The sequence below is a fragment of the Vibrio sp. J1-1 genome (genome assembly GCF_021728395.1).
GTDB lineage: Bacteria > Pseudomonadota > Gammaproteobacteria > Enterobacterales > Vibrionaceae > Vibrio.
The window spans coordinates 74,496-89,189 of the sequence record NZ_JAKKCM010000002.1 but is presented as its reverse complement, the minus strand read 5'-3'; the positions used below and the strand labels follow the sequence as shown (position 1 = coordinate 89,189).

The window sequence follows — 14,694 nt, the reverse complement described above, 5'->3', positions numbered from 1 at the left end:
AAGTATCTAACAACGGAATCACCAACAGCTAAAAAAGGATCTTTAATGTCAATCTATGATAACGATCTTACTCACTGCGCAGTGAATCACATTGCCCTCACTCCACTGAGCTTTTTGGAGCGAACTGCAAACGTCTACCCTGACTACCCTGCTGTCATTCATGGAAATATTCGCCGTAACTGGTCAGAAACGTATCAACGCTGCCGTCAACTCGCTTCGGCTTTATCCGGTCGTGGTATCGGCAAAGGTGATACCGTTTCAGTGATGCTACCGAATATACCAGCGATGCTAGAAGCCCATTTCGGTGTGCCTATGATCGGGGCGGTGCTCAACACTCTGAACGTCAGACTTGATGCCGAAACCATCGCTTTCATGCTGAAACATAGCGAAGCTAAAGTACTTATCTGCGACCGCGAATTTCATGCTGTGATTACGGAGGCGTTGGCTTTGATCGATAATCCGCCACTTATTATCGACGTCAACGATCCAGAGTACGGCGGAGAAGAAGCCACAAGTGATCTCGATTATGAAGCCTTTCTGGCTGAAGGCGATCCTAATTACGAATGGCAATGGCCAGAAGACGAATGGCAGGCGATTTCTCTCAACTACACATCAGGCACGACTGGTAACCCCAAGGGAGTCGTCTACCATCATCGTGGCGCTTACCTGAACTCACTCGGCAACCAAATGACTTGGTCAATGGGGCATCACCCTGTATACCTCTGGACCCTGCCGATGTTCCACTGTAACGGCTGGTGTTACCCGTGGACCATTACCGCTTTAGCTGGAGTACATGTGTTCCTTCGCCGAGTTGACCCACAAAAAGTGCTGACTCTGATCCGTGAGCATAAAGTCAGCCACTTATGTGGGGCACCCATTGTTCTTAATGCTCTGGTTAACATGCCCGATGAAGCCAAAGCAGCAATCGATCACCCGGTTAACGCTATGGTTGCTGGCGCAGCGCCACCAGCAAAAGTCATTGGCGATGTGGAAAAAATGGGCATCAATATTACCCATGTTTATGGTTTAACCGAAGTCTATGGGCCTGTCACTGTCTGCGCATGGCACGAAAGCTGGGATGAATTCAGTCTTGAAGAGCGCGCGACGCTAAAATCGCGTCAGGGCGTACGCTACCCTACCCTTGAAGGTGTCATGGTGGCAGACACGCAAACGCTCAAACCAGTCGCCAAAGACGGCAAAACGATCGGTGAAGTTTTCATGCGAGGTAACACCGTAATGAAAGGCTATCTGAAAAACCCGGTCGCTACAGCAGAAGCCTTTGAGGGTGGTTGGTTCCATACCGGAGACTTAGGAGTATGCCACCCTAACGGCTATATAGAGATCAAGGACCGCCTTAAAGACATTATCATCTCAGGCGGAGAAAACATTTCCACCATCGAACTGGAAGACGTTCTCTACAAACATCCCGATATTCTCGAGGTTTCCGTCGTCGCTAAACCAGATGAACGCTGGGGCGAGTCGCCATGTGCTTTTATCACGCTTAAGCAAAATAAATTCACGAGTGAAAATGAAATACTCGATTACTGCCGTGAGCATTTGGCTGGCTTTAAAGTTCCGAAGACCATTGTCTTCACCAACTTACCCAAAACGTCCACAGGGAAAGTGCAGAAGTACATTCTTCGCGACTGGGCAAAAGAAATCTAACTAAATAATAAGTCTAAATAAATAAGTAAAGCGGGAGGCATTGCTTCCCCACCTTTTACTGCAACACAGCAAAGTAATACTCCCCCGATCACGTCAACAAGGAAGACGCCATGCAAGTTTATAAACGACAGCAGGGAACCGAACAACCATACTGGCCACTGGGGCCTTTTAAAATTCGACTGCCTTTCATTCACTACCGCTGGGAATTTGCGGAAATGCTACAAGCGTTAATTATGTTTGTAGTGAGCTTAGCGATGATCCCCCTTTTAGAGAAATATCTCGGACTACCTTATGACATCGCTCTGGCCTACGTAGTGGTATGCGGAATTGGCTTTATGATTCCAGCGATGTTAGGTGTACCGTTTGTGCCAGGCTGGATCACTCCGGGTATTCCGGTGGTTTTACTGTTTCTTGGAGACTTCAAGCCGGGGCCAGAAGCGATACAAGCCCTGTTCGCTCTTCAACTACTGGTATTTATCATCTTCTTAGTCCTAGGCGTGACTCGTTTAGGCTCCGCCATGGTTAAACTGGTGCCGAACTCGCTCAAGGCAGGGATCATCATCGGTGCCGGGATCGCGGCGATAATGGGAGAGATCTCCAGCGGCGGACGCCTGGCTGCCACTCCTATCTCTCTGAGCATTGGTAGTTTGGTCTGCCTGTATTTGATGTTCTCAGTCTCTTTCAAAGGATTGATTGATAGAGTGCCACTGGCGAAAAAAATCGTTAATTACGGCATGGTACCGGGCATGCTCATTGCCATTTCGGTGGGCATTTTGGTCGGTGAATACCCAATGCCTGATATCCAATGGGGAATCACTCAACCAGACTTTGTCGGAATGTGGCAGTACTTACCAATCAATATTGGTTTCCCGGATTTAGATGTATTCCTGATGGCTATTCCAACTGCAGTCATTGCTTACATTATTGCCTTCGGGGACATCATTGTAGGTCAATCATTGATGCAGCGAGCGGATGAACTGCGTACCGATGAAGTGATTGAAAACAATATCGACCGTGTTCATTTAGTCACCGCTATTCGTAACGCCTTGCACGCTTTCTTCGCGCCATACCCAGGGCTAGCCGGACCACTGTGGACAGCGGTTGCTGCGACGATGGCCGAACGCTATAAACACGGACGCGAAGCGATGGATTCTATCTACAGCGGCGCTGGTACATTCTGGATCACCGGTTTTATTGCTCTTTTTGCGCTTCCACTGGTTAGTTTCTTCCAACCTGTATTACCTATCGCGCTGTCGTTAACTCTGCTATTAACGGGTTACATCTGCCTGATGGTAGGACTAGAGCAGCTCAACAACAATACCGAACGTGGTATTGCCGGAATGATGGGCGTTGTTCTTGCTGTCTATGGTGCAAGCTGGGGACTAGTAACTGGGGTTGTCCTTTATGTTCTTATCGAGCGTACCCATATACTGCGTTTTCAGGTCAATAAGAAAGATAGAGAAACCGTAAGCGACAACTGATAGCTTAAACCAGTAAATAAACGCAACAGGTAATGTTCCCCTGCTGCGTTTCTAACATCACCTTCACCGTCATGTTTACCCCACACCTTCGATCCTCGATCAACTTACCACCGACACATTTTCTCCGACCCAAGTCAGCAAATGCTTGGCCGCTTTGGATAACACCTGATTCTGGCGCACGATGTAGCCAAAGTCTGTGTTAGGGAAGCTTGGCAACGGTATCACTTCTCTAGTTAACTTCAGCCTTGGATCAATTGAAAAGTCCGGAACAATCGCGGTACCAAAACCGGCTTCCGCCCAGTCTATTTGTGCTTCCACACTGCCTACTTCCATCACTCGGTGCTTTGGCAGCTTCAGTTCCGGCAAAGAAGCATCGATCAGTTCACGGGTACGTGTATCGTGCCCAAGCAGAATCAGTGTCTGGCTTTCCTTTTTGTTTTCTTGCCACTTAAAGATATTGTCGCCAAAAGCACACCAATGAATTTGGGTAAGAGGGGTAAAGTGGAGTGGTTGACTCTCTTTTTGAGCAATAACAAAACCGATATCTGCACGAGCACGTTTAACTAAATCCACCGCTTGAGATGAAGTGGTGTTAAATAGTGCTAAATCGATGCCCGGATACTCATTTTTGAATTTTTGAAATGGCTTGATAAGTAACAAGCGCGAGACAATATCGCTGGCAGCAATCGAAAGTGTTCCCTGAGTAAGATCATTAATCGCATTAAGATCTGACTGACAGATCTGCAGCTCGTTCAGCATGTGTTGCGCGGTTTTCAGCAACCGCTTTCCAGCTTGAGTAAGTTGTACAGGGTTTCGTTCAATTAATTTAGTGCGTGTTGCTTGCTCAAGTTGCTTGATATGCAGGCTTACATTTGGCTGAGTCATATGCAGCTCTGTTGCCGTTTTACCGAAATGCTTAACTTCAGCCAACGTGACAAACGTCCTCAACCAATTCAAATCCAACATTGCTCACCACCCGATATGAAATTCTTATCAAGGTAATGAGTATAATTAATTTCTCTTATTAAGGCGAACAACATAAGATTTTTCGGTCTGTTATTGGAGTACAAATTATGTCGTCTATCGTTGTTGTGGGTGCAAACTGGGGTGATGAAGGCAAAGGCCGCATCGTTGACTTTTTGGCAGAGCAAGCTTCTGCGAGTATTCGTTTCCAAGGTGGTAACAACGCGGGTCACACCGTCGTTAACGACCTAGGCACGTTTAAGCTACACCAGCTTCCAAGTGGCGTATTCAACCCAGACTGTTTGGCAGTTTTAGGTCCGGGTATGGTTATCAGCCCTGCGTTGCTGTCTCAGGAGATTGCGGAAGTTGAAGAAGCGGGCGTAAAAGTGAATATGCGCATTTCTGATCGCGCAACACTGTGTCTACCTCTACATGCACTTGAAGATACGCTAGAAGAACAGCGTTTAGGCGACAAAGCATATGGTTCTACTCGTCAAGGTATTGCACCTGCGTACGGTGACCGTGTGATGAAAAAAGGCATTCTTGTTGGTTGGTTAAAGCAACCAGAAGTATTAGTTGAACGTCTTCAATTTATGATGGATTGGAAACTACCTCAACTACGTGCGCTTTACCCTACATTTGAGTTTGAACAGACGGCAGAAGAGTTAGCGAACTGGTTACTAGAAGTATCTGCACCTTGGCGTGATGCGATCTGTAACGTAACGCTTCCACTTAAAGAGCTGCAAGCAGAAGACAAGACACTGCTATTCGAAGCGCAGCTTGGTGCTGGCCGTGACCTAGTTTACGGTGAATACCCATGGACAACGTCTTCAAATGTTGTCTCTATGTATGCAGGTATCGGTAGTGGCCTACCAGCCCTTCGTCCAGAGCGTGTGATTGCGGTGGCGAAAGCATTCAGTTCATCAGTAGGTACTGGCACTCTGATTACTGCAATGGAAGAGCAAGATGCCTTCCGCGAACTTGCAGGTGAGTTCGGCGCGACAACAGGCCGTCCACGCGACATGGGTTACTTTGACGCAGTCGCAACCAAAAACGGGGTTGAGCTGCAAGCAGCGACTGAAATCGCACTAACCAAAGTAGACTGTCTGACTGGTCTTAACGATCTTAAAATCTGTGTTGGCTACGAAGGCGACCACAGCGAAAACCCAATCTGGCCTCAAACGGCGGCACTGGCACCAATCTACGAGAAAATGGAAAGCTGGAGCGAAGACATCACAGGATGTCGTCAGTTTGAAGAGCTACCAGTAGCGGCACAGAAATACGTACTGCGTATTGAAGAACTAATGGGTGTACCAGTGAAGATGGTGTCTGTTGGTCCTGGTCGTGAGCAAATGATTATGCGTTAAGACGTGACTTAACACGTCTTTTGGCAGCGGCTTCTATCTGTTCCGGGGTGAAGCCGCTTTTTTTTATCGTTTGAAACCTGACTGAAAGCCGTTTCGTTTTAGAACGGTTTCCTTTTAAACCAACCGGCGCTTCATTCCGGCCTTTTCCAGAATTCGAGTCGAAATTTCCTCAACCGAAAGCGAGGAGGTATTGATATAAGGAATCGCTTCTCTTCGGAACAACGCTTCAACCGTATTCAACTCCAACTTACACTGCTCTTCACTGGCGTAGTCACTGCCCGATAAACGATTTTCACGAATTTCATTCAAACGTTCAGGGGTTATGGTCAAGCCAAATAGCTTATGACGATGCACCTCAAACTCAGGCAATAAACGCAGCATTTTTACGTCTTCCGCAATAAACGGGTAGTTCACCACACGCAAACCAAATTGCATTGCCATATATAAGCTGGTTGGGGTTTTGCCACTGCGCGATACACCCAGAAGAATGATATCTGCCTGCTCCAAACCTTTTAATGTAATGCCATCATCATGGGCGAGCGTATATTCGATTGCAGCAATGCGATCAAAGTAGGTATCGGAGTCTTTCCCCACACTTCGTGAACGCTGTAACTTTGGCGCGGGTGCCATCTGAATGTCGTCCTGAACCTTTTGCACAATACTTTCAAGCACATCGTAACTGAAAGCCGGGGCAGCGTGCAGCATTTCCCGTATTTGTGGCACAACTATTGAGAAAAACACCAGAGGTTTAACGCCATTTCGACGATAGGAAGCTTCTATTTCTTTTACAACATCCAATCCTTTGTCTGGTGTTTCCACAAAAGGAAAGGTTTTTTCATTAGGAATGAATGAAAATTGACCGAGAACAACATGGCCTAATGTCTCACATGTTATCGCCGTACCATCAGAAACATAGAATACATCACGACTTTGGGTATTTGTTTGCATTTTTGTTTAATATTTCAAAATATTTTGAGTAGGATGGTCAACATAATATTAATAAATCAGTTTGGCTTTCAGTTAGGTTCCCCACAGCTTTGAAAATTCGTTGAGTTTTTTTTAGCAAGAACGTAATCGATTGCCTTTGATATCAACCTGAACAAGTAAATGGTCGAAAATTGTGCGGAAAAAGTCGCTCATAGTGAATCATAGATTGCCGTAGCTCATTACTCTGGTTACACAATTTATAACAACACCATCAGTAATTTTAACTGACAATAACGAGTAAGCATTTGTTTAGATTGACTTAAGTCCCCCTACAAAAGCTGCAATGTTTCTGGAGAAAGACATGCAAAAGAACACCCTCTGGTTCAATGGCCTATCCATGAATGATGTCGACAAAGTCGGCGGTAAGAACGCTTCGCTTGGTGAAATGGTTTCTAACCTAGCTAACGTTGGCGTTTCTGTTCCAAATGGTTTTGCGACAACCTCATACGCGTTCAATAAATTTCTGGACCATGAAGGTTTGGATGATCGTATTCACCAACTACTCGATGAACTGGATGTTGAGGATGTGGAAGCTCTGCGTAAGACAGGCGCAACCATCCGTCAATGGGTTTTAGATGCCCCTTTCCCGGCGGATCTTGAACAAGATATCCGTGAAAACTATCAAGAATTGGTTGAAGGTAACCCTGAACTTTCAGTTGCAGTTCGCTCTTCTGCAACAGCGGAAGACCTACCTGATGCATCCTTTGCTGGTCAGCAAGAAACCTTTCTAAACGTAAAGGGTATTGACGCAGTAATGGAAGCAACGAAGCACGTTTACGCTTCTCTATTTAATGACCGCGCTATCTCTTACCGTGTACACCAAGGTTTTGACCACCGTGGTATCTCGCTGTCAGCAGGTATTCAGCGCATGGTGCGTTCTGACAAAGCTTCTTCAGGCGTAATGTTTACTCTGGACACAGAATCTGGCTTCGACCAAGTGGTATTCATCACTTCGTCTTGGGGTCTGGGTGAAATGGTGGTTCAGGGTGCCGTTAACCCAGATGAGTTTTACGTTCACAAGCCAATGTTAGAAGCGGGTGCTCACCCAATCGTGAAGAAAACATTCGGTTCTAAACAAATCAAAATGATCTACTCAAACAACCAAGAGATTGGTAAACAAGTAGACATCATTGATACGTCAGATGAAGAGCGCAACACTTTCTCTCTAAACGACGAAGAAATCAAAGAGCTTGCAAAACAAGCGATGATCATCGAAAAACACTACAAACGTCCAATGGACATTGAGTGGGCTAAAGATGGCATCGACGGTAAGCTTTACATCGTTCAGGCTCGTCCAGAGACCGTATGCTCTCAAAGCGAGAAGAACGTTATCGAGCGTTACGAGCTAAACAACAAAGCAGACGTTTTAGTTGAAGGTCGTGCGATCGGTCAACGCATCGGTAAAGGTAAGGTACGTTTAGTAGATTCGCTAGACCAAATGTCACTGGTTAAAGACGGCGACGTACTGGTTACTGACATGACTGACCCAGATTGGGAACCAGTAATGAAAAAGGCGTCGGCTATCGTAACTAACCGTGGCGGCCGTACTTGTCACGCAGCGATCATCGCACGTGAACTTGGCATCCCGGCTATCGTAGGTTGTGGTGATGCAACCAGCAAACTGACTGACGGTATCGAAGTGACCGTTTCTTGTGCAGAAGGTGAAACAGGTTACGTTTACCAAGGTGACCTTGATTTTGAAGTGAAACGTTCTTCTGTCGATGAACTGCCATTGTTACCAACCAAAGTAATGATGAACGTGGGTAACCCAGATCGTGCATTCGACTTCGCTCAGATTCCAAACGAAGGTGTTGGTCTTGCGCGTCTTGAATTCATCATCAACAAGATGATCGGTATTCACCCGAAAGCGCTACTGAACTTTGACGATCAAAGCGATGAGCTAAAAGCGGAAATCACACAGCGTATCCGTGGTTACAAAGATCCTATCGATTTCTACGTAAGCAAGCTGACAGAAGGCATCGCGACTATCGCTTCAGCTTTCTGGCCAAAACGCGTCATCGTTCGTATGTCTGACTTTAAGTCGAACGAATACAGCAACTTGGTTGGTGGTAAATCATACGAACCACATGAAGAGAACCCAATGCTGGGCTTCCGTGGTGCATCTCGTTACATCTCACCAGTGTTTGAAGACTGTTTCGAGCTAGAAACGCAAGCAATCAAACGTGTTCGTAACGAAATGGGCCTGAAGAACGTCGAGATCATGATCCCATTCGTTCGTACTCCAAGCGAAGCAGCGTCAGTTATTGACCTATTGGCTAAGTTCGACCTACGTCGTGGCGACCAAGGTCTGAAAGTCATCATGATGTGTGAGCTACCGTCAAACGCGCTACTGGCTGATGAGTTCTTGAAGTACTTCGATGGCTTCTCTATCGGTTCAAACGATATGACTCAGCTAACGCTTGGTCTGGACCGTGACTCTGGTGATGTCGCTCACCTGTTTGATGAGCGTAACGCAGCAGTTAAAATCATGCTGAAAATGGCAATCGACGCTGCAACCAAAGCAGGTAAATACGTAGGTATTTGTGGTCAAGGTCCTTCTGACCATGAAGATTTAGCGGAATGGTTGATGGAACACGGCATCAGCTCAGTATCACTTAACCCAGATACGGTTATCGATACTTGGTTACAGCTAGGTAAAGTTAGCAAATAATTCGCTGTAGCGTTACCTAATCTTAAGCCCTCAAACTTCGGTTTGGGGGCTTTTTGCATTCTGTAGCAAGATATTATGTCAATATTGCGTGAGTTCGTGACAATATTCTCAACCTAGAGTCACCCATAATTTTCCCACTGCGAATTTTCACCTAGAATGAAAAGAAATCCATTTCGCAAGAGATTGAAGCCGATGAAAAAGCCGATCGTTATCTTAACAACACTTATGTTACTTGCCTCACCCGCCCACGCAGACTGGGATAAAATCTCCACTAAAATGTCTGAACTGGGTGATGCGGTTGCAGAAGGCGCGCAAGAGGCTTGGGACAGTACTAAAACGTTTTCCAAACAAGCTTGGCAAGATTTTATGAACTGGTCAGAAGAAGCGATAAATACGGCTGGTGAATGGACAGATGCAAGTATTGAAAAGAGCAAAGAATGGATTGATATCGCGGATAAAAAGATTGATGAACTGATGGAGGGCGACACGCCAGAAGAAGCACGACAAGCAGTCGATTTGATGGCTGACAGCACCATGTTCAAACTCTTCAATGAAAATCCGGAAGCGAAAACACTCTACGACCAAGCATATGGCTACGCGGTATTTGACTCTCGCAAGTTGTCTTTACTGTTCCACACCAACTCAGGCTCTGGCGTGGCAGTAAATAAAGAGACAGAGAAACGCACGTACATGAATTTGTTCGGGATGGGCTTAGCACTCGGCGCTGGCGGCAAGTTTTATCAACAAGTGGTTCTTTTTGAAAACCAAAAAGATTTCGACTCTTTCATCAGTGATGGCTGGGAAGCGTCCAGCGAAGCAACGGCCCTTGCAGGCGAAGAGGGTGAAGAACTCAGCACGCACTTTAACAGTGGTGTAGCGGTATACCAGTTGAACTCAAAGGGCCTGTTAATCGATGCCAATGTGTCTGGCTCTAAATACTGGGTCAACGAGGAGCTAACCAACTCTCAATAAGCAAGCTATGAAATAGAAAATAGAAACTAAGGGGAGCATCGTCAAAGCAAACGGCGACGCCCCCCTTTCTCGATGAATCGGTTTTCGTTATGCTTACATGAAATCACTTCATTTCAACTTCGCATGCCTGACACTCACTTTAACCCGCTACTCGCAGATGCTATTTCTGCCTTAAATACGCCCAACTTCACTCCGAAGTTAATGCGGGTGATCAGCGCTTTATTCGATTTTGATTGCGCAGTGATACTGGGGTATCGTGAAAACAAACACCCTATTTATCTTTATGATTCGATTGAAAATGAACGTGAACTTTTATTCCAGCGTTACCTCACAGCGTCATTCCAAAACGACCCTTTCTATCAAAAGCTAGATGCCAACAAAGAACAAGGCATCTTCACGCTCAAAGATGTAGTACGTAAAGACCTCGATTACCAAGCGTATTGCGAGCAGTTCTACCATCAAACAGGTTGGAAGGACGAACTTAGCATGCTGATAGAGATAGAGCCAACGCGTTGGGTGATGCTCTACTTCGGCTTTATGCGAGAAGACAAGCGCTTCACCAAGCCACACGTCGCGAAGCTCAAATCTTACTTCGTTATCATCCAATCTTTATGTCAACAGCACTGGAAACAAACGGAGTTCACCCTCGCCGAGCCCGTGTTCAGTCCTAATGCTTATTCAGGACAAATGCGCGCGGCAATTGAATCTGCATTGGCGTCTTTTGGGCAAACGCTGCTAACCAAGCGTGAGCAGGAAGTCGCCACACTGCTTGTTCAGGGGTTTGATACTAAAGAAATTGCGACTCGACTGGATCTGGTGCAAGGCACCGTCAAAAATCATAGAAAACGCATCTACTCGCAACTAAAAATCTCTTCACTTGGCGAGCTGTTTCAACTGTTTTTAAATCACCTGATTACCCGTAAGAGATAACAAACTATCCCTTTAGGGATATGTCGATCAGTACTGTCGCGCATTAGTCTGAATGAAACAATAATTCATGCGGATAAGACAATGACATTGATTGAAGATTTACAAGCGCGAGGACTCATCGCACAGGCCAGTGATTTAGAACAAATTCACACTCTTTTGTCAGAGCCACAAACCATATACTGTGGTTTCGATCCAACCGCAGGCAGCCTGCATATAGGACATCTTGTACCGCTAATTATGCTCAAGCGCTTTCAAGATGCAGGACATCAAGCGATCGCTTTGATTGGCGGTGCAACAGGCATGATTGGCGACCCTAGCTTTAAAGCCACCGAGCGCAGTCTTAATTCAGAACAAACCGTTGCTGGCTGGGTAAATGACCTTTCCACTCAAATCCAAAAATTGATGAACCCTCAACTGGCGACGCCAATGCTGTTGGTTAACAATGCAAACTGGATGCAGCAGATCAATGTGATCGACTTCTTTCGCGATGTGGGTAAGCACTTCTCTATCAATACTATGATCAACCGTGATTCAGTGAAACAACGCCTGCAGCGCCCTGAGCAAGGGATCTCTTTTACAGAGTTTAGTTACGCGCTTTTACAATCTTACGATTTTGCCGAACTCAACCGTCAACACGGCTGTCGATTACAGATCGGCGGAAATGATCAATGGGGTAACATTATCAGCGGAATAGACTTAACACGACGTCAAAATGGTGAGCAAGTGTTTGGCTTAACATTACCGCTTATTACCAAATCCGATGGCACCAAATTTGGCAAAACCGAAGGCGGCGCAGTTTGGTTAGATCCAAGCAAAACCTCTCCTTACGCGTTTTACCAGTTTTGGCTGGCAGCGGAAGACGCCGATGTATACCACTTCTTACGCTACTACACGTTCTTAAGTTGTGAAGAGATTGCCGCAATAGAGTCAAAAGATAAATCAAGCCAAGGTAAGCCCCAAGCACAACGCATTCTTGCGGAACAAATGACACTCTTTGTTCACGGTGAAGCAGGCTTAGCGAGTGCCGAGCGCATTACTCAAGCGCTGTTTAGTGGTGATGTACAACAATTGAGTTTAAGTGAATTAAAACAGCTTGAGTTGGATGGCTTACCAGGCATTAAAAGTAATCAACAAGATTTGGTGGAACTGCTGATTGAATCAGGCTTAGCAAGTTCAAAACGCATCGCCAGAGAGCTGATTGGGAACAATGCCATTAGTGTTAACGGAGAAAAAGTCTCCAGCGAGAAGCCGAGTCTGAGTTTTCCACTTTTCGACCAATACTGGCTACTACAGCGCGGCAAGAAGCATTTCTGTTTGGTGACGCGAGCCGTTTAGTAGATAAAAAATACCCCTCATCACATCAATGATGAGGGGTGTTCAGAGTCCTGAACGAAGCGATTTCAAGTTGGCGCAATCGCGCCTGTTATCGTTATTGAGTTCTTAAGTTCTGCCAATATTTCTCATAAATCGCCAAAGTTTCAGCGCCAACATCGTTAATGAACTCGCCTTTTTCCAAGTCGTCTTCCGCAGGGAAAATAGTCGCGTTATTTTTCAGTTCATCAGGCAACAGATTACGTCCAGCATTCGTTGCAGAGGCGTATCCTAAACTATTGACGATTTCTGCTTGGTTTTGCGGCTGGTACATAAAGTTAATGAACTTATGAGCCAACACTTTATTTTCGCTACCTGATGGAATGGTGAAATTATCCATCCACAACACTGCCCCTTCTGCTGGCATCACGAACTTCAGCTCTGGCATTTCTGCCTGACCTTGGTAAGCATTACCGTTCCACTGCATTCCAACCGAGGTTTCTCCCGACACATACGGAACCTGTGGTGCATCTGAATTATAAAGCAGTACATTGTTTTTCAACGCCACCAGCGATTCATAAGCTTGCTTGATTTCCGCTTCATTTTTGCTGTTCACACTGTGGCCGTTCATTTTTAAAGCCATGCCGAAAACATCGCGAATGTCATCAATCAACATCACCTGTTGCTCATACTGCGCATCCCATAAGTCTGCCCATTTTGTCACAGGTTGCTCTACCATCGATTCGTTGTAACTGATCCCAGAGACGCCCCAAATATACGGCAGTGAGTAATCATTGTTAGGATCGTGAGCTTGCCCTAGCAAACCTTGCATTGTGTCTTGCATGTTTGGCACCTGCTCATGGTCGATCTTAGCTAACAGGCCTTCTCTTCCCATTTTTTCAATGAAGTACGCAGAGGCAAACACAACGTCATAACCTGAGCCTTTGAGTAATTTCAGCTTGGTATACATTGATTCATTATTCTCAAAGGTCGAATAGTTAACCGTCACACCTTCTTGTTTTTCAAATGCTTTTAATGACGCTTCCGGCAAATATCCGCCCCACGCATAAACGTTCAGTGTTTTCGTTTCTGCATGAGCAAACATACTGAGAACAAGTGCACTCAGCCCCAATCCTTTGATAATAAGTTTCATGGTATGCAATCCAACCAGTCCAGCGACGCGCTGGGATTCGGGTGCATAATTAGTTAATAATTAACCAAATAAAAGAAAAATAAATTAATCTTTAAAAGTAAAAATTTTTATACTCGAGCGATCTCAAGATGCAGGCTTCAGAGCTTCATCACTTTAGAAACGCCCAAGTGACGGGCACCTTGAAGTCGTTTGGATATAAATGTTTAAATTGACGTTTAAATATTGGAGTACTCTGATGAGAGTTGATGATTTAAAACTGTTCACGAAAGTGGTTGAACTAGGCAGTTTTACGGCTGCTGCACATGCTCTCGATCTTCCTCGCGCCAATGTCAGTCGACGCATTGGCGAACTAGAACGCCATCTTGGTACTCAACTGTTTCACCGCACCACGCGAAGCTTGTCACTCACGAACAAAGGCAATGTGTATTACCAGGATCTGCAAAAAGCTTTGACATTACTCGACTCCGCCAATGAACAAGCCAGTAGTGAAAGCGTAGAAGTACGAGGCAAAGTGAAACTGGGTCTTTTACCAGAGACCTATGAGTTGATTCAGCCCATATTGTTTGACTTTCAAGATCAATACCCTCAGGTCGAGTTGGATGTGCGCAACATTACTAATGGCTTTATCGATATGTTCCAACAGGGGTTGGACATTGCGGTTCATGGTGGCGCATTGTTTGATTCTGATATCGTGGCGCGAAAAATTTTGACCTTAGATCGCTGTGTGGTTGCGTCACCTAAATACCTCAAGAAACATGGCACGCCAACAACTTTGGAAGAGCTGAGTGAACACCAATCCATTTGTTTTCGTTGGCCAAGCGGCGCTATAGATAATAATTGGCACTTCCAAGAACAAAATATTGTGGTGAACCCCAAGCTTATCTCCAACAATATTGGCTTTATTAAGAGCTCTACAGTCCTTGATCGAGGCATTAGTTACATCGCCAAAGTACTGGTCGAAAAAGAGATCGAATCAGGGGCTTTAGTGCAAGTATTGCCTCACTACTCTGTCACTAAAGAGACGGGCTGGCTTCTTTACCCTCAACCAAAGACATTGAATCAGGCCAGTCGATTACTTATCGAACATTTGTGCAATAGAATACCAAAACATCTGTAGCACGTTTTTATTGTCACAATTTTCGTGACATTGATTCATGCTCACACATGATTATCTAAGAACCTCCCATCTATAAG

At 45.5% G+C, this 14,694-nt stretch carries 11 protein-coding genes; 8 read left to right on the top strand and 3 right to left on the bottom strand.

Annotated features, from left to right (window positions below):
- The first annotated feature begins 45 nt into the window (after nucleotides 1-45).
- Both L3V31_RS03075 and L3V31_RS03070 read left to right on the top strand, forming a co-directional pair.
- The gene (locus L3V31_RS03075; protein ID WP_237314612.1) at nucleotides 46-1,665 is read left to right on the top strand and encodes an acyl-CoA synthetase; all 1,620 of its coding nucleotides are present in this window, start codon (nucleotides 46-48) and stop codon (nucleotides 1,663-1,665) included.
- A 110-nt stretch (nucleotides 1,666-1,775) separates the two neighbouring features.
- Nucleotides 1,776-3,146 (top strand): xanthine/uracil/vitamin C permease, encoded by a 1,371-nt coding sequence (locus L3V31_RS03070; RefSeq protein ID WP_237314611.1) that lies wholly within the window; start codon nucleotides 1,776-1,778, stop codon nucleotides 3,144-3,146.
- Between the two features lie 99 nt (nucleotides 3,147-3,245).
- On the opposite strand, the gene L3V31_RS03065 is transcribed toward L3V31_RS03070, so the two are convergent.
- Nucleotides 3,246-4,112 (bottom strand): LysR family transcriptional regulator, encoded by an 867-nt coding sequence (locus L3V31_RS03065; RefSeq protein ID WP_237314610.1) that lies wholly within the window; start codon nucleotides 4,110-4,112, stop codon nucleotides 3,246-3,248.
- Nucleotides 4,113-4,219: 107 nt separating this feature from the next.
- Here L3V31_RS03065 and L3V31_RS03060 point away from each other — a divergent pair, with 107 nt between their 5' ends.
- A complete protein-coding gene (locus L3V31_RS03060) occupies nucleotides 4,220-5,476 on the top strand; it encodes an adenylosuccinate synthase (protein ID WP_029825740.1) in 1,257 nt (418 codons plus the stop codon).
- Between the two features lie 114 nt (nucleotides 5,477-5,590).
- Here L3V31_RS03060 and L3V31_RS03055 read toward each other — a convergent pair whose 3' ends face one another.
- Entirely contained in the window at nucleotides 5,591-6,424 is an 834-nt protein-coding gene (locus tag L3V31_RS03055) for a pyruvate, water dikinase regulatory protein (RefSeq protein ID WP_237314609.1), read from the bottom strand.
- Nucleotides 6,425-6,764: 340 nt separating this feature from the next.
- Here L3V31_RS03055 and ppsA point away from each other — a divergent pair, with 340 nt between their 5' ends.
- From ppsA to tyrS, 4 genes are all read left to right on the top strand, one after another.
- Nucleotides 6,765-9,134 carry a phosphoenolpyruvate synthase gene (gene ppsA, locus L3V31_RS03050; RefSeq protein ID WP_237314608.1) on the top strand — a complete coding sequence of 790 codons (2,370 nt, stop codon included), beginning with the start codon at nucleotides 6,765-6,767 and terminating at the stop codon, nucleotides 9,132-9,134.
- 192 nt (nucleotides 9,135-9,326) lie between these two features.
- Entirely contained in the window at nucleotides 9,327-10,106 is a 780-nt protein-coding gene (locus tag L3V31_RS03045; protein WP_237314607.1) for a hypothetical protein, read from the top strand.
- A gap of 123 nt (nucleotides 10,107-10,229) precedes the next feature.
- Nucleotides 10,230-11,036: a LuxR family transcriptional regulator gene (locus tag L3V31_RS03040; protein ID WP_237314606.1), complete on the top strand. Its 807-nt coding sequence runs from the start codon at nucleotides 10,230-10,232 to the stop codon at nucleotides 11,034-11,036.
- Nucleotides 11,037-11,117: 81 nt separating this feature from the next.
- Nucleotides 11,118-12,371: a tyrosine--tRNA ligase gene (gene tyrS, locus L3V31_RS03035; protein ID WP_237314605.1), complete on the top strand. Its 1,254-nt coding sequence runs from the start codon at nucleotides 11,118-11,120 to the stop codon at nucleotides 12,369-12,371.
- Nucleotides 12,372-12,465: 94 nt separating this feature from the next.
- Here tyrS and L3V31_RS03030 read toward each other — a convergent pair whose 3' ends face one another.
- Complete coding sequence (locus L3V31_RS03030) at nucleotides 12,466-13,500, bottom strand: spermidine/putrescine ABC transporter substrate-binding protein (protein ID WP_237314604.1); 1,035 nt, start codon at nucleotides 13,498-13,500, stop codon at nucleotides 12,466-12,468.
- Between the two features lie 235 nt (nucleotides 13,501-13,735).
- Here L3V31_RS03030 and L3V31_RS03025 point away from each other — a divergent pair, with 235 nt between their 5' ends.
- Entirely contained in the window at nucleotides 13,736-14,617 is an 882-nt protein-coding gene (locus L3V31_RS03025) for a LysR family transcriptional regulator (RefSeq protein WP_237314603.1), read from the top strand.
- The last annotated feature ends 77 nt before the right edge of the window (nucleotides 14,618-14,694 follow it).